The sequence below is a fragment of the Mesorhizobium sp. WSM4841 genome (assembly GCF_055811515.1).
Genome location: NZ_JBVVQC010000004.1, coordinates 85,162 through 105,184, shown reverse-complemented (window position 1 = coordinate 105,184; position 20,023 = coordinate 85,162). Strand labels below are relative to the sequence as shown.

General features: G+C 58.4%; 16 protein-coding genes and 2 pseudogenes. 14 read left to right on the top strand and 4 right to left on the bottom strand.

Annotated elements, in window-relative coordinates; all coding sequences use genetic code 11:
• Positions 1 to 335 precede the first annotated feature (335 nt).
• The 5 genes from AC0L14_RS06075 (at position 336) to AC0L14_RS06055 (ending at position 9,971) form a co-directional block, all read left to right on the top strand.
• Positions 336 to 3,608 (top strand): helicase-related protein, encoded by a 3,273-nt coding sequence (locus tag AC0L14_RS06075; RefSeq protein WP_473748921.1) that lies wholly within the window; start codon positions 336 to 338, stop codon positions 3,606 to 3,608.
• Positions 3,605 to 4,369, top strand: coding sequence for a DUF4391 domain-containing protein (locus AC0L14_RS06070; RefSeq protein WP_473748920.1), 765 nt, complete (start codon positions 3,605 to 3,607; stop codon positions 4,367 to 4,369). The genes AC0L14_RS06075 and AC0L14_RS06070 overlap by 4 nt, the downstream gene beginning before the upstream one ends.
• Before the next feature lie 10 nt (positions 4,370 to 4,379).
• Positions 4,380 to 6,398, top strand: coding sequence for a site-specific DNA-methyltransferase (locus AC0L14_RS06065; RefSeq protein ID WP_473748919.1), 2,019 nt, complete (start codon positions 4,380 to 4,382; stop codon positions 6,396 to 6,398).
• 7 nt (positions 6,399 to 6,405) lie between these two features.
• Complete coding sequence (locus AC0L14_RS06060; protein WP_473748918.1) at positions 6,406 to 9,474, top strand: type III restriction-modification system endonuclease; 3,069 nt, start codon at positions 6,406 to 6,408, stop codon at positions 9,472 to 9,474.
• Between the two features lie 263 nt (positions 9,475 to 9,737).
• Positions 9,738 to 9,971, top strand: coding sequence for a hypothetical protein (locus tag AC0L14_RS06055; protein ID WP_065009975.1), 234 nt, complete (start codon positions 9,738 to 9,740; stop codon positions 9,969 to 9,971).
• 73 nt (positions 9,972 to 10,044) lie between these two features.
• Here AC0L14_RS06055 and AC0L14_RS06050 read toward each other — a convergent pair whose 3' ends face one another.
• Both AC0L14_RS06050 and AC0L14_RS06045 read right to left on the bottom strand, forming a co-directional pair.
• The gene (locus tag AC0L14_RS06050) at positions 10,045 to 10,353 is read right to left on the bottom strand and encodes a hypothetical protein (protein WP_473748917.1); all 309 of its coding nucleotides are present in this window, start codon (positions 10,351 to 10,353) and stop codon (positions 10,045 to 10,047) included.
• 206 nt (positions 10,354 to 10,559) lie between these two features.
• The gene (locus tag AC0L14_RS06045; RefSeq protein WP_473748916.1) at positions 10,560 to 10,979 is read right to left on the bottom strand and encodes a MarR family winged helix-turn-helix transcriptional regulator; all 420 of its coding nucleotides are present in this window, start codon (positions 10,977 to 10,979) and stop codon (positions 10,560 to 10,562) included.
• Between the two features lie 214 nt (positions 10,980 to 11,193).
• Here AC0L14_RS06045 and AC0L14_RS06040 point away from each other — a divergent pair, with 214 nt between their 5' ends.
• The 5 genes and pseudogenes from AC0L14_RS06040 to AC0L14_RS06020 all read left to right on the top strand — a co-directional run bounded on the left by AC0L14_RS06040 (position 11,194) and on the right by AC0L14_RS06020 (position 14,872).
• Positions 11,194 to 11,688, top strand: a complete 495-nt coding sequence (locus AC0L14_RS06040; RefSeq protein WP_473748915.1) for a methyltransferase family protein — start codon at positions 11,194 to 11,196, stop codon at positions 11,686 to 11,688.
• 128 nt (positions 11,689 to 11,816) lie between these two features.
• Positions 11,817 to 12,152 (top strand): annotated as a pseudogene (locus AC0L14_RS06035) (hypothetical protein); the annotation flags it as partial.
• A 282-nt stretch (positions 12,153 to 12,434) separates the two neighbouring features.
• Positions 12,435 to 14,189: an adenylate/guanylate cyclase domain-containing protein gene (locus tag AC0L14_RS06030; protein ID WP_473748914.1), complete on the top strand. Its 1,755-nt coding sequence runs from the start codon at positions 12,435 to 12,437 to the stop codon at positions 14,187 to 14,189.
• A 181-nt stretch (positions 14,190 to 14,370) separates the two neighbouring features.
• A pseudogene (locus AC0L14_RS06025) lies at positions 14,371 to 14,523 on the top strand (IS6 family transposase); the annotation flags it as partial.
• Positions 14,524 to 14,587: 64 nt separating this feature from the next.
• Positions 14,588 to 14,872, top strand: coding sequence for a transposase (locus tag AC0L14_RS06020; protein ID WP_473527129.1), 285 nt, complete (start codon positions 14,588 to 14,590; stop codon positions 14,870 to 14,872).
• Between the two features lie 288 nt (positions 14,873 to 15,160).
• On the opposite strand, the gene AC0L14_RS06015 is transcribed toward AC0L14_RS06020, so the two are convergent.
• Together AC0L14_RS06015 and AC0L14_RS06010 are read right to left on the bottom strand one after the other, a co-directional pair.
• A complete protein-coding gene (locus tag AC0L14_RS06015) occupies positions 15,161 to 15,559 on the bottom strand; it encodes a VOC family protein (RefSeq protein ID WP_473748913.1) in 399 nt (132 codons plus the stop codon).
• A gap of 319 nt (positions 15,560 to 15,878) precedes the next feature.
• Positions 15,879 to 16,172 (bottom strand): GYD domain-containing protein, encoded by a 294-nt coding sequence (locus AC0L14_RS06010; RefSeq protein ID WP_123146088.1) that lies wholly within the window; start codon positions 16,170 to 16,172, stop codon positions 15,879 to 15,881.
• A gap of 966 nt (positions 16,173 to 17,138) precedes the next feature.
• Here AC0L14_RS06010 and AC0L14_RS06005 point away from each other — a divergent pair.
• From AC0L14_RS06005 to AC0L14_RS05990, 4 genes are all read left to right on the top strand, one after another.
• Positions 17,139 to 17,705: an NnrU family protein gene (locus AC0L14_RS06005; protein WP_352910979.1), complete on the top strand. Its 567-nt coding sequence runs from the start codon at positions 17,139 to 17,141 to the stop codon at positions 17,703 to 17,705.
• Positions 17,706 to 18,135: 430 nt separating this feature from the next.
• Complete coding sequence (locus AC0L14_RS06000; protein ID WP_123146086.1) at positions 18,136 to 18,549, top strand: hypothetical protein; 414 nt, start codon at positions 18,136 to 18,138, stop codon at positions 18,547 to 18,549.
• A 31-nt stretch (positions 18,550 to 18,580) separates the two neighbouring features.
• Positions 18,581 to 19,675 carry a chymotrypsin family serine protease gene (locus AC0L14_RS05995; protein WP_133254689.1) on the top strand — a complete coding sequence of 365 codons (1,095 nt, stop codon included), beginning with the start codon at positions 18,581 to 18,583 and terminating at the stop codon, positions 19,673 to 19,675.
• On the top strand, positions 19,656 to 19,895 hold the full coding sequence (locus AC0L14_RS05990; RefSeq protein ID WP_133254688.1) for a hypothetical protein: 240 nt from the start codon (positions 19,656 to 19,658) through the stop codon (positions 19,893 to 19,895). The genes AC0L14_RS05995 and AC0L14_RS05990 overlap by 20 nt, the downstream gene beginning before the upstream one ends.
• The last annotated feature ends 128 nt before the right edge of the window (positions 19,896 to 20,023 follow it).

Below are 20,023 nucleotides of genomic sequence, written 5' to 3'. Positions count from 1 at the left end.
GCTGGCAAGCAAGATTCGGTCGATCAAGAAGAGCTTGCCAATGGCGCGTGCGTGAAAACGGGATCAACTCCCGAGCCCGCCAGGCAAGGGAAAGCGCGTTTCTATCGGCCTGATGAGATTGCAAGTTGGCTCGTTGATCGCTCGCTTCTTCCATGGGAGGTTAGCTGCGCTTGGCTCAAGCGGAGGAGGCTTGTAGTTGAACCGGCAACGGAGCAGTCGACAGAGTTCCTTGTTAGTCCGCCGATCCGTTCGTATAGATGCGATTGCCAGCTGAGGCTGGCAAAAGGCAGGGCGAAGGGGGACCAGGTCGTCGTTACTTGGCGCCGGTAATCGACATGAAGATCATCGACAACATCTCGGAGCGACTCGGGGACGATCTGAAGCGCACCGTCGAACGCGGCTCGCGGCTAAAAATTGCGGCGTCCTGCTTCTCTATCTATGCATTCGAGGCGCTGAAATCCGAGCTTTCCAAGGTTGAGAGCTTCCAATTCATCTTTACCGCGCCGACCTTTGTCCCGACAGAGGTTGCTGACCGCCTACGCAAGGAACGGCGGGAATTCTTCATACCAAGGGGACGACGGGAGAGCGGTATATATGGGACAGAGTTTGAAATCCAGCTCCGCAACAAGCTGACCCAAAGAGCGGTGGCGCGCGAATGCGCAGCCTGGATCCGCAATAAGGCGACGTTCCGGTCGAACACCACCAAAGCTCCGATGCAGCAGTTCATGCACATTGCAAATGACGCCGCGGGCACCGCATATATGCCGATCAGCGGTTTCACCGCCGTCGACCTCGGATACCAGAAGGGTGATGCCGTTTCGAATTTCGTGACCAGATCAGATGATCCGAGTCACGCGCAGATGTATCTCCAGCTCTTCAACCAGATCTGGTCAGATCCGGAAAAGGTTAAAGACGTCACGGAAGCGATCTGCGACCACATCGAGTCGGTCTACCAAGAGAACTCGCCTGAACGCATTTACTTCATGATGCTGTACAATATTTTCCAGAACTTTTTGGAGGATATCGACGACGACGTTCTGCCCAATGACCTCACGGGGTATCGAGATAGTCTCGTCTGGAATAAATTGTTCAACTACCAAAAGGATGCGGCAACCGGCATCATCAACAAGCTGGAGACATACAACGGCTGCATTCTGGCTGATAGCGTCGGCCTAGGGAAAACGTTCACCGCGCTCGCGGTCGTCAAATATTATGAGCTTCGCAATCGTGCCGTCTTGGTGCTTTGCCCCAAAAAACTCGCTGACAATTGGCGAAACTATAACACCAACCTCACGACCAACATATTTGCGAAAGACCGGTTCAACTACGACGTCCTTTGCCACACGGACCTCTCCAGAACGTCCGGTGAGTCATTTGGCATTCCGCTGAACCGCGTGAATTGGGGGAATTATGATCTCGTCGTTATCGACGAGTCCCATAATTTCCGCAACAATGACATCTACAAGGACCGGGAGACCCGATACCAGAAGCTGATGAACAGGGTCATCCGCGCAGGCGTGAAAACCAAAGTTCTCATGCTTTCCGCGACTCCGGTCAATAACCGCTTCACGGACCTTCGAAACCAGCTCGCTCTAGCTTACGAGGGACAGTCCGAGGGCCTAAGCCGGAACCTGAAAACTGACACGAGCATCGAGGAAATTTTCCGGCGAGCGCAGAAGGCATTCAACGCTTGGACCATGCTCCCTCCAGAGGAGCGGAACGCGGCAACGATCCTTAAGGCGCTCGACTTCGACTTCTTCGAACTCCTTGATGCCGTGACAATCGCGCGGTCACGTAAGCACATCGAGACCTTCTACGACACCAAAGACATCGGCAAGTTCCCCCAAAGGCGAAAACCCCTGTCGTTCCATTGCCCAATCACACACCGCGGCGACGTGATGAGCCTGAATGACATCTTTGCGCAGCTTTCCGTGCTGAAACTCGCAGTATATGCGCCCATCAGCTACATTCTCCCAAGTCGACTTCGAAAATATGAGGAAATCTACGACACCCAAGTCGAGGGTGGCAGGGGAAAGTTGCGGCAGGCAGACCGAGAGCGCAGCCTTCAGGCGCTGATGACGACCAACCTCCTTAAACGCCTGGAGAGCTCGGTCGAGGCGTTCCGGCTCACGCTACGCTCGCTCGCCGGAAACATATCCCGGACACTGGGCGCGATCGGCGAGTTTGAGCGGTCCGGAGGTTCACAGAGTGTCACCGATTACCTCGCGGATGTCGAAGCGCTGGACGCCGAGGATGAAGATCTTGAGGGCCTCGACGAATTCACAGTTGGAAAGAAGGTCCGGATCAGTCTGGCCGACATGGATTTGCCCTCCTGGAAGCACGATCTTCGGGCCGACCTCGCTCTGATCGAGGACCTGGTTGCGTCTATGGACAAAGTCGGGCCTGACGACGATGCCAAGCTCCAGCACCTGAAAGATGTCATTAATCGCAAGGTCGAGCAGCCGATGAATCCCGGCAACATGAAGGTGCTGATCTTCACGGCGTTCGCTGACACAGCGAACTATCTCTTCGCCAATCTGGCGCCCTTCGCTCAGCAGTTGGGCCTGCATACAGGTAAGGTGACAGGGTCCGACACGCCAAAGACCACCCTGAAGAAAAGCTACGACTTCCAGGGCGTGCTGACCCTTTTTTCGCCCCGATCCAAGGAGAAGGACATCGTCCTGCCGAACGAACCCGGCGAGATCGACATCCTGATCGGCACCGACTGCATCTCCGAGGGCCAGAACCTTCAGGACTGCGACTACCTGATCAACTACGACATCCACTGGAACCCAGTGCGGATCATTCAGCGCTACGGGCGCATCGACCGTATCGGCTCACCCAACTTACAAGTCCAACTGATTAACTACTGGCCCGATATTTCGCTGGACGAGTACATCAATCTGAAAGAGCGCGTCGAGAACCGGATGGTGATCGCGGATATGGTCGGAACCGGTGACGACAATGTCCTGACGGCCAAGAGCGGCGACATCGCCTATCGTAAGGAGCAGCTCAAGCGCTTACAGGAAGAGGTCATCGAACTTGAGGACGTGAAGACAGGCATCTCCATCACCGACCTCGGTCTGAACGATTTCCGGATGGACCTGCTGAACTACGTCAAGCAGCACGGTGAACTCCACGACCTTCCGAACGGCATGCATGCCGTCGTTCCCGCTCAGCCGGAGCTGGGGCTCCGCGCCGGCGTGATCTTTGCGCTGAGGAACATCCACAACACCGTCAACATCAACCAGCAAAACCGGCTCCACCCGTTCTATCTGGTCTACATCGCCGATGACGGGGAGATCATCGCCGACCATACCGAGGTGAAACGCCTGCTCGATCTGATCCGGTCGAGCTGCAAGGGTCGCGAATTGCCAGCGCAGGAGGTTTGCCGCACCTTTAGTGACCGCACCGGGGATGGCCGGAAGATGGAGCACTATTCGGGTCTCCTCAGCACGGCGATCCGCTCCATGATCGAGGTGAAGGAGCAAAAGGACCTCGACAGCCTGTTCAGCGGCGGCCGCACGACGGCGTTGACCCACACCATCGCAGGGCTTGATGACTTTGGCCTGATCGGTTTCCTGGTGATCGAAGGAGGCGCTGCATGACGGCGTTCTTCGACTATCCCAAGAGCGCCGCCTTCGGCCGTGTGGTGCCGAAGAACAAAATTTATGAGCACGCGGGCGCGAACACCGCGCTCAAGGACCTGTTCGTGTGTGAGGTCGATCAGATCGTCTGGCTGTTCAAGCTAGCGCCGGAGACGATCAACTTGAGCGCCACTAAATCGGTGACGGAGATCCAGGTTGTCGGTCTTACGCTTAAGACCGGTAAGCTCCACGAGGACGTCCTGCGCGCGATTGACAAGGCCATACCCTTTCCCATTATTTTCGAGCTCACCTACGGCGGCAAGCGCAAGGCCACCGCGGCGTTCAAGCGGCCGAGCGAAGTCGACAGCGCGAAATGGGTGATCAGCGAGTATTTCGCTACTGATTGGGCGCCGGAAGACGCTCCGCGGGCGCCGTTTCCGGTGGCCCTCAATCTCGGGGCGGTATACGAGGGGGTACTCGGGGCGATTCTTTCTGAACAGACGAGTCAGCGGAGCGACATGGCTGCGACCGGCTTTGGCGAGGCGGCGCAAGCAGCGTTCACGCACACGCCGGAAGTCCCCCCTGTGCCCATCGCGGACCGGATCGTGCTGATGGAGGCGATCCGAGCCAAAACACGGGAGGTGGAGCGAATCAAAGCGCGGCTCGCCCGCGAGAAGCAATTCAACAAGCGCGTGATGATCAATGCCGAGCTCCGCGCGGCGAAGCAGGAACTGGAGCGGCTGACTGCGGGCGATCCCCTCGGCGCGGTGATGGACAAGTAAGAGGATACGTATGGAAAACCTAAAGATGCACAGCCCCGACTTGTCGCAGGAGAACGTCGCGAAAATCCGCGCGCTTTTCCCGGGCTGCGTCACCGAGGGTGCAGATGAGAGCGGAAAGATTCGGCTTACCGTAGACTTCGACCAGCTACGCCAGGAGTTGAGTGACTATGTCGTAGAAGGGCCGCAAGAGCGATACCAAATCAGCTGGCCTGGCAAACGAGAAGCGCTAATTACTTCGAGCGCACCGATTGCAAAAACGCTGCGGCCTCAAGTCGCCGAAAGTGGGGCTTTCGACCATACACAGAATTTGTTCATCGAAGGTGACAACCTGGAGGCATTAAAGCTCATACAAGAGACCTACCTCGGCAGCATAAAGCTCATCTATATCGACCCCCCCTATAACACCGGTTCAGATTTCATCTATGATGATGATTTCGCTTCGAGCACTGATGAGTTCCTGAAGCGCTCCTTGCAGACCGACGATGTGGGGAATCGTCTCGTTACGAACTTGGAAAGCAATGGGCGCTTCCACTCAGACTGGATGAGCATGATTTACGCGCGGCTTCGCCTTGCGCGAAATCTCCTGGCTGATGATGGGATTATTCTGGCGTCAATTGGTCCGGAGGAAGTCAAGAATCTTCTCGCGATAATGGGCGAAATCTTCGGAGAAGATAATCGGATATCTATCCTAACCTGGGAGAAGGGTCGCAAGAACGACTCAACATTTTTCTCAGACAGTGCTGAATACATGCTGGTGTATGCCAAAGATAAATCGTCCCTTTCGGCTAAGGGCAAATGGCGGGAGAGAAAAGAAGGGATCGAACCGATTCTGGAGAAATATGACTCCCTCCGGGCCCGGCTTGGTGACGACCATCCATCCATAGAGCTGGAAATGAGAAGGTTTTACGCGGGCTTGGATGAGGATGATCCCACGAAGAAACTGGCTCACTTTTTTAGGTCCGATGATCGCGGACTGTTTTTTGGTGCGGATATATCTTCCGCTAGTACGAGTATTCCTGACTATGAGATTTTCCATCCCATAGCAAAGAAGCCTGTGAAGAAACCTTCGAGGGGTTGGGGGGCAACGGAGCCTGTCATGCTGGAGCGGATTCGGAACGATGAAGTTCTCTTCGGGTCGGATGAAACGACCATTCCGCTTAAGAAAAGCTATCTTAGTGACGTCGATTCAATTGTTAAGACGCCCGTACTCTATAAGGATGGGCGAGCAGCATCTGGGGTGCTAAAAAGTCTTTTTGGTGATGTTATTTTCAATAACCCAAAGGACCATTCGATTCTTGCCGAGACAATCGCATACTGTCTCCAGGGATCAAGGGATGCAACTGTACTCGACTTCTTTGCTGGTTCGAGTTCTACAGCACATGCTGTGCTTGAGTTGAACTCGCGTGACGGAGGAGCGCGAAAGTTCATAATGATTCAAATGCCGGAAGAGTTGAAAGTAGAAACAGCCACTAGCCCTGCAGCCAAGCAAACGATCCAGAGGGCCATCAAGTTTCTCAACAGCATTGGTAAGCCGTTAAATATTGCGGAAATAAGCAAGGAGCGTATTCGGCGTGCGGGAGCAAAGCTGCTCGAAGGCAGGTGCCACGCTGACTGGAACAAGGATGTCGGCTTCCGCGTCCTGAAAATCGACACGTCGAACATGCAGGACGTGTACTACCGTCCGGATGAGGTCGACCAGAGGGATCTGCTCCACGCCGTCGACAACATCAAGCCGGACCGCACGGCCGAAGACCTTCTCTTCCAGGTGCTGGTCGATTGGGGCGTGGAGTTGACCCTGCCGATTCGGCGCGAAACAGTGAAAGGGAAGACTGTGTTCTTCGTGGACAAAAACGCGCTTATCGCCTGCTTCGACGCGGGGGTGACCGAGGAGTTGGTGAAGGAGCTTGCGGGTCGCGAGCCGCTGCGCGTTGTCTTCCGCGACAATGGCTTTGTGTCGGACGCGGTGAAGATAAATGTCGGCCAGGTCTTCCGTCAGCTCTCCCCCGGCACCGACGTCAAGTCGATCTGAGGGGGCCATGAAACTCAAGTTCAAGATCCAGCCGTATCAGACCAATGCCGTCGACTCCGTCGTGGATTGTTTTGCCGGTCAGCCGATGGTGAGCGGCATCATCTACCGGGTAGATCCCGGTATTGAGGCGCAGACGAGCGCCTTCGAAGAAGGCTTCAGGAACGCCGACATCGCGCTGCCCGACCTTCAGGTGCTGGCCAACATCAAGGAGGTTCAGCGGCGGCAGAACCTGCCCATGTCCGACGCATTGGTGACGAGCGCGGGCTGCAAGTTCAACCTCGACGTCGAGATGGAAACGGGCACAGGCAAGACCTATTGTTACATCAAGACCATGTTCGAAATGAACAAGCGCTACGGCTGGTCGAAGTTCATCATTATGGTGCCCAGCATCGCGATCCGCGAGGGCGTTTACAAATCGCTGCAGATCACCGCCGAGCACTTCACCGAAAACTACGGTAAGAAGGCGCGGTTCTTTATCTATAACTCGAAGCACCTGCACGAGCTGGAAAGCTTTTCGTCCGACGCCGGCATCAACGTCATGGTCATCAACGTCCAGGCCTTCGCCGCTCGAGGTTCCGACAACCGCCGGATTTATGACGAGCTGGACGATTTCCAGTCTCGCCGCCCGATCGACGTCATCGCCAGCAACCGGCCGATCGTGATCCTTGACGAACCGCAGAAGATGGAAGGCAAGGCCACCATGGAGTCCCTGCCGAAGTTCAAGCCGCTTATGATTCTGCGCTATTCGGCGACCCACAAGACGCAACACAACCGTGTGCATCGCCTCGACGCGCTGGATGCCTACAATCAGAAGCTGGTGAAGAAGATCGCTGTGCGTGGAATCCAGACGCGCGGCCTGGCTGGCACGAACGCCTATCTCTACTTCGAAGGGATCGACATCTCGAAAAAGGCGCCCGTCGCCCGTGTCGAGCTGGAGGTGAAGCTGAAGTCTGGCGAGATCAAACGCCAGCTGCGGCGGCTGGAGTTCCGCGACGATCTCTTCACGCTCTCCGGCGAGCTCGATCAGTACCGGGGCTTCACCATCTCGCAAATCGACTACAACAACGACACGGTCGAGTTCACCAACGGTGTTGTCTTGACTGCTGGCGAGGCCACGGGCGACGTGTCCGAGCGCGACATCCGCCGCATCCAGATCCGCGAGACGATCAAGGCCCACTTCGACAAGGAAGAGCAGCTCTTCGCCCAAGGAATCAAGGTGCTGTCCCTGTTCTTCATCGACGAGGTGGAGAAGTACCGCGACTATGACCAGGCCGACGAGAAAGGCGAGTATGCACGTGTTTTTGAGGAAGAGTACGAGCTTCTGAAGGCCGAGTATCTCTCGGAACTGGCGATCGACAATGAGGCATTCCGGAAACACCTCGCCGCGATCGAGGTGGCCAAGACTCACAACGGCTATTTTTCGATCGACAAGAAGACGAACCGTCTAAAGGACCCGGAGGTTGGCGCACGGGCCACCGATTCAGACGATGTCGACGCCTACGACCTGATCCTGAAAGACAAGGAGAGCCTACTCACCCTTCCGGGGCCATCGGACAGTGCCGAGCAGCGGGCAAAGAGAGAGGTCCGCTTCATCTTTTCGCACTCCGCGCTTCGTGAAGGCTGGGACAATCCAAACGTCTTCGTCATGTGCATGTTGAAGCAAAGCGACAACATGATCTCACGTCGCCAGGAGGTAGGGCGCGGCTTGCGACTGTCGGTCAACCAGCATGGCGACCGCATGGACCAACCGGCGGTGGTTCACGACATCAACATCCTCACCGTCGTCGCCAGCGAGAGTTACAAGGACTTCGTGAGCGGTCTCCAGAAGGAAATCTCGGAGACGTTGTCGTCCCGCCCCCGGCAGGCCACTGAAGCCTATTTCAACGGCAAGACCATCGCGACCGAGGCAGGGCCGGTCGAGATCACGCCGGCCATGGCGAAGCAAATCTACAGATATCTCGTTAAAAACGACTACACGGACGATGCTGATCAAGTCGCTAGCGACTACCACGCCGCGAAGGAAGCAGGGGCACTCGCGGCGTTGCCGGACGAACTGAAGCCCCATGCAGATCAGATCTTCCAGCTCATCGACAGTGTTTTCAGCGACGCACAGCTGCCCAAAGTCGATGACGGCAGGAAGCCAAAGACGAACCCGCTCAATGAAAATTTCGAGAAAAAGGAATTCCAGGAGCTCTGGGCTCGGATCAATCGGAAAGCGGTTTACCGGGTAGAGTTCGACTCCGATGAGCTCGTTAGGAAATGTGTGAGTACGCTTGACAGGCAACTCCGGGTAACACGACTGCAGTACATCGTCCGAGCCGGTATGCAGCAAACTGCTCTCACATCGGAGCAACTATCGCACGGAACCGGATTTGAAGAGGAGACGCAGGCTACCTATGAAGGAGGTCCATCCTCTTCCCGGGTAAAGTACGACCTGGTCGGCAAGATTTCTGAGAACACTCAGCTGACACGAAGGACGACAGCAGCAATCCTCTCGGGCATGGAGGCAAGTGTATTTGCTCAGTTCCATCAAAATCCTGAACACTTCATTTCGGAAGCGTCGCGATTGGTGTCCGAGCAGAAGGCAACGATGATCATCGAGCGCCTTGCGTATGACCAAATTGCTGACCGCTATGATGTCGACATCTTCACCGCAAACCAGACCGGTCAAGATTTCTCACGGGCAAGTTCCAAGTTGAAGCGCCACGTCTACGACTACGTGATCCCCGACTCCGACATCGAACGGCGGTTCGTCCAAGAACTGGAGACCAGCACTGAGGTGGTCGTTTACGCCAAACTCCCTCGTGGTTTTCTAATTCCTACGCCAGTCGGTGATTACAACCCGGACTGGGCGATCTCCTTTAAGAAGGGTGGCGTCAAGCACATCTATTTCGTCGCGGAAACCAAGGGGTCAATGTCCACAATGACGCTGCGTGAAATCGAGAAAACGAAGATTGAGTGTGCCAGGAAGTTTTTCGACGAGATCAATCGTCGCATATCACAGGACCGAGTGAAGTACGACGTCGTCTTGAGCTATGAAAAGCTAATGGACGTAGTGAGGGCAGCTGCCGCCTAGTAGCACGCTCGTAAGACGCTGCCGCCAATTTCTTGCCTCTCAGGAGGCACCCATAGCTCAGCTGGATTTGAGCGCAGCGCTCCGAAGGAGAGGTTCGAATCGCTGTCGGGTTCGCCAAACTTGCGACCTGCCGACCTTCCTATTTCAGCCACATCTGGCAAAGCTCGACGTCGAATCCACTCCCGCCTTCAATCTCACCGATAGTCTGGAACCCAATCGGCTTCGAATGACTTGTTCGTGGTTAGATCTTGAAGGAGAAGCCATTGTCCGCACCTGAGGAAATGGATGTCGTCCTCGAAAAGCTGCCTTTGAGGATCGGCGCCTACGTGCCCGACGACTTGCTGGAAGACTGGTTCGCGCCGGGAACGGGCATGAATCCGGTCAGCAAGGAAGCGCTGGCGGCCGCCAAGACTTACGGATGGCGCTTCGAATGCGAGTTCAAGCACTATCCCGAACGGATGGAGGGCGTGTTTTGGAAGTGGGTGCCGGCGATCTGATCCGCACAATTGCCATCGGCCCCTTGGCTCTTCAGTGATCGAGGTTGCCGCGAGATCGCTCCCCCTGATCGCCTTAGCCGCCGCCTATCGGCGTCGTCACCTTTCCGGTTCCGCCGCATTCGGGGCAGGTGCGGCCGTCGATCATGCCTGTCCCGGCGCAACGGTGACACATATGCTCGCCGGCGCCGGCAATGCCTGCCGCGTCGGCATTGGCTTGATCTTCCGCAAGTTGCGCAGGTTTGCCTTGCAGCTTGCCTCGCAACCGGGCGACCGCGGTTTCGTCGACTTCAAGCGACCTGCTGCTGTCGTCGGGTTCGCCGGATTGGCCGATGGTTTCGTTGCGCGGCCGGTCGTTTGTGCCTGTCGTTATCTTCTGAGCCATTGCAGTACTCTTTTGCGGTGGCGCAGCTCTCAGCTCCTGCGGTTCGAACGCCTCAGCTCCGCAGAGGTTCCGGTTGGCAATCGTTCGCCGGCTGGCCCGGACGGAAGTGGCAACAGCCAAGCGCATCCAGGCTGAAACGGCACGCGATCGGGGAGGCGCTCAAGCAGGATTCCCATCGATGGCGCCGCGCCGCCTTTGCGTCAGCGCTACGGCAGCCGCTCCGAGCGCACTTTCACATCGTCGCTCAGCTGCCGCACGATGCCGGCGGTCTTGCGGATATCCGCTTCGTCGAGAGCGACGCCCATGGTCGAGGCGATCGCCATCAGCTGGGCGTTCAGCTCGCCGTAGCGCGCGGCGCCTTTGCGCGTCAGCTGCACGAGCTTCGAGCGCCGGTGTTTTGGATTGTCTATGAATTCGACGAGCCCCTCGGCGGCAAGCTCATCCGCCAGCCGCTGCATGCGCTGACGGCTGGTGGGTCGCATCTGGGCGATCTGCGGCACGGTGAACGGACCAAGCAGCGCCAGGCTTCGCATGAAGCCGAACGCACCGCCGCCCCAACTGGTGATGAGCCCGGTCTTCTGGCCGAGAGCCCGTATTCTGAAGAAGCACTGGGCCACTTCGAGCATCAGCTCGGTGATCGCCTCGGCCTTGCCGTCAACGATGGGTCAGCTCCCTTCGTTCGGTCGGTCCCGTGTCGTGCCGACGCCATCTTTTTGTTTCCCTTTTTCCGTGCCAATCTCTGCGATTGACACCTCTGTTGTCAACTTCTAGAATGACACCTTAGTTGTCGTCTCTAGGCGACTCTGGGATTCGTCGCCATCAGCATCTGCGGGAGCAGACATGGCAATGGACCAGGCTGGGCAAACCGACACCGGAACCGCAGGTGTCATCGCGAGACCGCCGCTGCTCTTTCTCGCTGCTTTCCTGATTGGCTTCGTGCTGGATCGCCTGCTGCGCTTGCCGTTCCCGATTCCCAGGAATGACCTGGTCACCTGGATCACCGGCGGCTCCCTGATCCTGATCGGTTTTGCGCTTTTCGCCGCGGGCATTCGCAACTTCATGCGCGCGGAGACGCCGGTGCCCACGAATGAGCCGACGCGCGTGCTGGTGGCGACCGGCATCCACGGCTGGACGCGCAATCCGATCTACTTCGGCATGTTCCTCGTCTATGGCGGCATCGGCGTCGCCGCGCAGAATATTTGGATCCTTGTCCTCACGCTGCCGCTGGCAATCCTGATCCGCTACGGCGTCGTCGCCCGCGAGGAGGCCTATCTCGAGCGGCGCTTCGGCGATGCCTATCGCGACTACAAGCAAAGCGTGCGGCGGTGGCTCTGACGTCGCAGGAAAGCCGATCGCGTGCTCTGATCCCAAAGTTCTGCCGAGCTGGTACTATTTTGTCGGCTGACGACGATCCAGAACCAACGGCACAGGAAACCCAATGAAACTCGGCTTCATCGGCACAGGCGCGCTCACGTCAGCGCGTTGCACCGGATAATCAGGCCGTCCTCGACAGTTGCGATACGATCATGCTGGCGGTTCGGCCGCAGATTGCGCATGACGTGCTCACAGGATTGCGGTTTCGTCGGGATCATCACGTCGTCAGCTTGATCGCCACCCTGTCGCGCGAGGCAAACAAGATCCGAAACAGCGCCGGCCGGACCTTGAGCCTCTTGTTTCGTTCGACGGCTTCGATGATGGCATCGGCGACCTGTGACGTGGTCGGAGGGGGCGAAGCCTCCCGGGACGCGCTCGCGACTGCCAGGATTGTGCTCCCGATAAGAGTGTTCTGTTCGACTTAGCGTGTCTACGGGAACAGTACTTGTTCTCGCCCGGGCAGAGCTGTGATGTTCGCCAACTTGGCCAATCGCAGCTTCGGGCCGATAGGCCTCCTCGGGGGCTGTGCGCCTTGACCGTGATTGGCAGGGTCGGCACGATGTTTAGGCCATGGCGTGACCTACGACGCCAGCCTTCACACTAAGTAAGGCGACGCTGCCGTTTCTGGTCTCGGATCTGTCAAACCGAGTGGACTTGAAGGCCATGCGTACCTATCTGCTAATACGTTCTCAGCGAATGTTAGGCATATGAGTAACGAACGCATTCAACGTCGGCTTGCCGCCATTCTGGCGGCTGACGTCGTCGGCTACAGTCGGCTCATGGAGTGGGATGAAGCAAGCACGCTGACGGAGCTGAAGCTCCGGTGGAGCGATATGGTGGAGCCGCTCGTCGCCCGCCATCAGGGCCGTGTCTTTAAGACGATCGGCGATGCGATACTGGCCGAGTTCGGCAGTGCCATTGGCGCCGTCGAATGTGCGATCGAAGTGCAGCAGGTCATGGCCGCGGCGAATGCCGACGTTCCCGCGGAACGGCGCATCGTGCTGCGCATTGGTGTCCATCTCGGCGATGTAATGGTCGAGGGCAGCGATCTTTATGGCGACGGCGTCAACGTGGCCACCCGCATCGAGGGGCTCGCCGATCCGGGGGGCGTGGTGATTTCAGATGGTATCCACGAGCATATGCGCGGCCGCCTGGGCATCGATTTCGTCGACGGCGGCAATCGCGAGGTCAAGAACATCGAGCGCGCGCTGCACATCTGGACCTGGTCGCCGAAGACAGCCGCGCCCGCCGATGCAGTCGGTGGATTGCAGCCGCCGCTCGGCAAGCCGTCGATTGCGGTGCTGCCGTTCGACAACATGTCGGGCGATCCCGAGCAGGGCTATTTTGCCGACGGGATCACCGAGGACATCATCACCGACCTTTCGAAGGTCTCGGGCCTGTTCGTCATCGCCAGGAATTCCTCCTTCGCCTACAAGGGCCAGGCGCCGGACGTGCGCAAGGTGAGCCGCGAGCTCGGCGTCCGCTACGTGCTGGAGGGAAGCGTGCGTCGGGCCGCCAACCGTATCCGCATCAACGCCCAGATGATCGACGGAACGACGGGCGGCCATCTCTGGGCGGAGCGCTACGATCGCGGTCTCGAAGACATCTTCGCGGTTCAGGACGAGGTGACCCGCACCATCGTCAGCGCGCTCGAGGTGAAGCTTACCACCGGCGAGGAGGCGCGGCGCGGCAAGCACGGCAAGGTCGATCCGGAGGTCTACGATCTGATCGTCCGCGCCCGCCAGACCGCCTTGCAATTTCGTCCCGAGGCATCGGTGGAAGCGCGCAAGATGCTGGAGCGCGCACTGGCGATAGATCCGGGGCTGGCTCTCGGCTATTCGGGGCTCGCCATGGTCACCTTCGCCGACTACGCCAACCAGTGGAACGGCGCGACCGAGGACAACCTGACCAAGGCGCGGGAACTGGCGCACAAGGCGATCGAAACCGACGACACCGAGCCGCAAGGCCATGTCGCGCTTGCGATCTGCCTTTCCTGGATGCGGCGCCTGGACGAGGCGGAGCATGAAGCGGAGCGCGCCATCGCTCTCGACCCCAATTCCGCACAGGCCTTCAGCGTACTTGGCAGCGTGAGGGATTTCCAGGGGCAGCATGAAGATGCGGTTGCGCTTTTTACCCGGGCCCATCGGCTCGATCCCCAGTTCGACATGTCCCTGCACCTAATGGGAAGGGCCCTCCTGGCGCTTGGCCGCTTGGACGAAGCCGAGATCGCGTTCAAGCGGCGGCTGGCGCTGGCGCCGCGGACGGACATGACGCGCTTCTATCTCGCCTGCCTCTATGGCCTCACCGGACGCCACGACGAAGCGCGCCGCTACTGGCAGGAGACGCAGCGGGTCAATCCGAATTTTTCCGTCGAACGCCTCGGTCAGATACTCCCCTATCGGGATCCCGGTCAGCTCGGTCGGCTGATGGAGGGGCTGCGCAACGCCGGCATCGCGATCTGATCAGATATTCCGGTCCACCAGGCAGATGTGGCAGCAGCCGGAACCATGGCCCGGAGTCCAGGTGACGTTCTCGAAACGCACACCTGTCGCCTCGAACAGGCCGCGATCGAATGCGCCGGCAATGCGGCACAGAACCGCGAGCTCTCGTCGCCAACGCCGGCATCCAGTCACCCGTCTTTCAATTCGACCGATGCTCGGCTTCAAGCCGACCGTCACCGCCGGCATCATCCTGTCCGGTATCGAGATGGTTCACATGATGCGCAAGCACCAGGCGAGGTACACCTACAATCCCAATCCATCCCTGGCCGAGCAGTTCGCCATTCTCGCCGCCTGACCAACAGCGCACCACTTCTCCCTGCGTCCCAAGTCAGCCGTTGCAACAAAACCAGTCCCGGATCGTGGCGGAGACGCTGGTGCCTGGCACGTCGGTGGCCGAAGCGGCGCGCCGGCGCAACATGAACGCCAACATGCTGTTCATTTGGCGTCCCGAGGTCGGGCAGGGCCGCCTGCCAGCTGTCGCGCCCCAGCCGAAAGGGGCCGACAAATCCGCTGCGATGGAGTTCATCCCGATAGGCATCATCGGTCGCGATGACGGGCCCAGGCCTATAAGCGCGGCGCCGCGATGCAAGCCTCGCTCGCGATTATTTCGGGGCCCACTGAGCCGGAGCCGCGCGATACCTTGAGGAGACCCTGGAGCGGAGGGATAAGCGGAATCCAGACACCTGATCATTGCGGATGTGCCGAGGCGGCGGTAGCTTACCTCCGGGCCATCGAACACGGGCCTTCGGGCTAAGGACGGGGTCAAATGAACAGAAGACGTCTATTGCGGACAACCGCAGCAGCCCTCCCCTTCCTGCACAGCCTGTGTTCGTGGGTGCTCAGCCCGATCCAGGCGGCGGCAGCAGACCGTTCTATGTCGCGCGTCCGTCCGACTCACCCGGAATGGCCGTCCCAGGCAAGTTGGGACCGGCTTAACCAGGAGGTCGGGGGTCAACTCGAAAAGGTTCGCTCACCGCTCGCCGCGTGCATGGAAGCGCCGTCGAGCCCCCGCTGTAGGTGGCGCCTGGCTCCCAAGGTGCCGGCGACGGCGGTTGCGTGAACTCCACGCCGCGCTCTGTCAGCCGTTCATAGGCCGCCCCGACATCGGGTGTAATTAGAATTGCACTCGGCGTCTCGCCGGGCGTGTCGTCGGGCCGCTCTGTGAAAAGCAGATGGGTGGGCGACTCCCCGACGGCCAGCTCGATCCAGCGGAGACCGTCCCGATAGGGAGCATCCGTCGCGACCTTAAGCCCTACCTTGTCGCGATAGAATGCGATCGCGCGATCCTGGTCGCGCACTGGCAGATGGGCGAATTTTACATGGCTGAACATATGATTCTCCTTGGTCCCGCCCGGTCCTCCTCACCCCTCCATTGAACGATGAAGAACGATGAACGCTCTCGCTGCATCGCCTACCCGGCGCCACGGCCAAGACGGTGAGATCGCCGACGTCGAGGACACGGTCGCCGCCGGCTCAGACATTCCAGGGAAGCCTCCCGGAAGCACTGAGTCACAAACCACGTAAACCATCTCTTCCGAAGCCCGCGCCCACAGGTCACGTGCCTGAAACCCGGAACTGTGGATCGGCGCGGTCGCGTCGGCCGTTTGCCTGCGCCAACGGTCGGCGCGATCTTTATTGTCGCTTCTTTTTTCAGCCCATCTTGGCAATGACCTTTGCCATATCGTTGGCGTCGAACGCCCTTAGGGTCTGCGTTCGGACGTTGCCGAGCGAAGCTATTGATAAGCTGAGCGCGGTCGCGGCTATATCATCGTCGGCTTCGGTAATCGCGACCACGTCGTGCTGACCGAGCGTCCAGTAAAGCGAATGCACTTTGACCCCGCTTTTGGCCGCCATCTCCTTGAATGCTTCAGCACGCTTTACGGTGTCCTTGACTGTCTTTGCCCCCTGATCCGTGAAGTTGGTGAGCAGCACATAGTAAGCCATATTATCCTCCCATAGACAGGGAGGCGTGCGGGCGCTTCGGCGACCGCCGTATCTCCCGCCTCAAAGCATAGCACGTCACGCGAACTGCGTCCCATTGCTAAGGCCGATTGCAAGAATGGCTCCCTTATGACGCCTTGGCTCGGGAACAGTGGGCGGAAGGCCCTAGCAGGCCGTTGAAGAAGGATCACGTTTGGCCTGGAGGATGGCCTCGTCGCCATTGTGATGCGAATGTGATCTCGATCGAGCCGTGGTCCAGCAGTTCGGCGAAGCCATCCCTGCGACGTCGTCCAACTCCTCGCAGCCGGCCCAAGTGTAGGAAGACCGTCGAGGGACTGTAGCTGAGATCGACGGCCACTTGGAGGACAAGACTTACAGCACGCTTTCGCCACCAGCCAGAACGATTGTCATAGCGGTGTCTGTCGCTGTCCTGAGTCCAGAAGCTCGAGTCTCGATTTTCGGGCAACAATCTTCGCCCGATGTGTGGCCGGATTCATGTAAAGCGCTCTATCGCAGAGATGGTGGCGAAGTTTTCCTTCGCTGATCCGGACAAGGTCGACCGGCTGTCGAACCAGTTTCCGGTCTAGAACGGCGCACCCGGCTGACATATCCGATGATCGTTGTCGATGAGTTGGTGCGCGGTACGACCATGTTTGTGTCGGCGCGGTGGGGTCTGATCCCGTATTGGGCGAAGGACCCGAAAGGTGGCGCACAGCCGAATCAACGCCAAGAGCGAGACTTTGAAGACCGACGGCCGAGTGGTGCCGCGCGAAGGCGGCGACTGGCAGGTGCCAAACGTGCGGTGGCGTGCCAATCGGCAGCTTTGCCCATTCCAAGATTGCGGGTCCCTGATATATTACTCTGACCATCTCGTTCGCAGGATCCGTTTTGCGCATATGCAGCCGGCAACTCGAGCGAGAGCGTAAGCAAGCCTTCCTTCCCGCCGACGCGCCGAACCTCGGAGGTGTTATGCTAGTACTGGTTTTCGGCCTCGTGATCTTCTTCGGAATCCATTCTGTTCGGATCGCCGCCGGCAGCTTTCGTGATGAGCAAATCGCCACAAACGAGCGGCGCTGGAAGGGACTTTATTCGCTCCTATCGATCATCGGCTTCGTGCTGATCGTCTGGGGCTGGAGTCTTTATCGGCCCAATGCGCCTGAGATCTACGAGCCGCCCTCTTGGGGCCGCCATGTCGCGTCGGTGTTGGTGCTCGCCGCATTCGTCTTTCTGGCAGCCGCTTACTTGCCCACGGGTTCAATCAAGCATCGGCTGAAGCACCCGATGCTGGTGGGCATCATCCTTTGGGCCATCGGCCACCTCCTGGCCAATGGCGACCTTGCCTCGCTCCTAGTCTTCGGAGCATTTCTGGTTTACGCGATTGTCGATCTCATTGCCGTCATTCCACGCGGCGATCCGGCACCCGCGGTCGTGCGACCGCGTAGCGACCTGATTGCTGTGGGCATCGGCTTGGTGGCTTTCGCATTGTTCGGGCTCTGGCTGCACGGCTGGCTGTTCGGAGTCTCGCCCTTCGCTTGAACGTCCGCAGCGACGGCGCGCCTTCGAGGATGTCCTGGGGAATCCCACCAGTTGCCGCGGATCGAGCGCCTCGCAGACGCCACAGGGAAACAAAGGTCGGCACATCAGAATTTTGATCCATAGACGGCTCCAGCCAGCAACATTGCGGTAATTCGGCTCGGATCGCGCGTTGCTTTGCCAACCGCGCGCGACGCTGCAAACACGAGCGGTACGGGATACAATTACTGGAGCGAATGCGTCCCCGGGATGGCTCAGATGTCCTCCGTCGCTTCTCTCGCCGAGGTGGGTCCGTTCGAACAATGCGGCGCACCGGCCCGTTTTGAATGCGTTGGCATGGATTCGTCGGGCGCGACGCGAGGGCCGCCGGTTGCTCAGCATCGGGGACGGCGTTCCAGTTGACGGCGTGGTTCCGGCTAAATGGCGGGGTTTCATGATTGCGGGCGGCAGACGGATCAACCTGATCGATTACGAGCTTTGCGTCCTGCAGGCGTTGCGCGAGCGCATCCGAGCCAAGGAGATCTGGGTGGTTGGCGCCGATCGTCACCGCAATCCGGACGATGACTTGCCGAAGGATTTCGATCGTCGCCGGGCCGAATATTACGCCGATCTGGGTCTGTCGATGGATGCCCGCGCCTTCACCGCCGCGCTCAAGGCGGAAATGGAGGAAGAATTGCGTAGCCTCGACGCCGCGTTGCCGGGCTGTCGAAGCGTACGCATCCTCTGGCGCGGGAAGAAATTCGAGAAAGACAGCAAGCCCTTCTACGTTCAGACAGATTTCCTATGGTCGATACCATTTAGGGCGAAGCCTGAAACCGCCGCGCCGCCGGCGCGTTGTCAGTTCTAAACAAAGCCGTGCCCGAATAAGGATAGCTTAGATGGACGTACTCGAGGCTAAACAGTCTTTAAGCGCACGTTATCTTCCGCTGGGTTTTCGGAGCAAGGTTGTTGCACGTGTTCAAACGATGAGTGTGGATGAGGCGGTGGCCGGAGCGCGCCTCAATGTCCACGCAGTCGGTATAGGGCACAAGTTTGTGAACGGGCAGGCTACGACAGACGATATGGTTGTGCGTGTTCACGTTGTTCAGAAAATCGCGCCGAGCCTGTTGTCCCCCAGGGATCGGATTCCCGAAACAATTGATGGTATCCCCACCGACATTATTGAATCCGCTCCTGCATTTGCATTGGCGCGCAGACCCAAAACGGCAGCGGGACAGGCTGCTTCAGCGTCGGCTGCTCCGACGTGTTCTGACTCACGGAAAGGGAAACAGAGGCCTCTCGTTGCAGGCATAAGCGTGGCCCACCGTGATATCACTGCAGGGACACTCGGTTACTTTTGTCGCTCGCGTCGACAAGGCGATAGTGCACAGCAAGTTTATATTCTTAGCAACAATCACGTCTTAGCCAACGTGAACAAAGGCTATCCGGGCGACGATATTTATCAGCCTGGCCCAGCGGATGGGGGCGATAGCCAGGCCTATGTGGCTGACTTAGTGCGATTTACTCCCATCGACCTGTCAGGCGCGCCGAACAGAGTGGACGGGGCGATCGCGAAGTTTGCGCCCGATATCCAATGGCGGCCCGAGATATGTACAATCGGAAGCATCAATGGAACAGCGGTTACAGCTGTTGGGATGAGCGTTTGCAAGCATGGGCGGACGACGGGCTATACTGAAGGCATCGTTACCGACATCGCCTACGACGCCTTGATTGGGATGGATCACAGTGATGCAAGCATTGTAGGATTGTTCCAGAATCAAATTCGTATTGAATCCGTCTCTGGCGCGCCGGCATTCGGGCTTGGCGGCGACAGTGGCTCATTAGTGGTCGAATTGGGCCAGAAGCGGGGTGTTGGATTGTATTTTGCCGGTCCTCCATCTGGAAATTATGGGGTCGCAAACCAAATAAGTGATGTGCTGTCTGAACTTGAGATCGAGTTAGTCGACGGAGCGGATGTTGCCGCAATCGCTTGAAGATGCCAAATCAAAGCTGAGTGCCAAGTACCTCGGCAAGTGCGGCGTCCATGGTGTTGGAATAGTGCGCGACCAGCAAGCCGTCCGGTTCGAAGTCGATGAGCGGGTGACGGAAGTGGAGCGGGAGTTGCTCGGGAAGCTGCTCGATGAAGCGCGGCAGGAAGCCCACCCTTTCAAGGTGATTGCCAACATCGAACCACGAGCCAACACGTACCAATAGTTTCTTTCGGTGGCATGTCGAATTGGCGTGAGGGCGACCTGAAGGGTAGTCGGCCGAACATTGCTATCGATCCGGCACCACTGAGACCCACGGCGGCCGATCAAAACTTACGTGGCAATCCCGCGAGA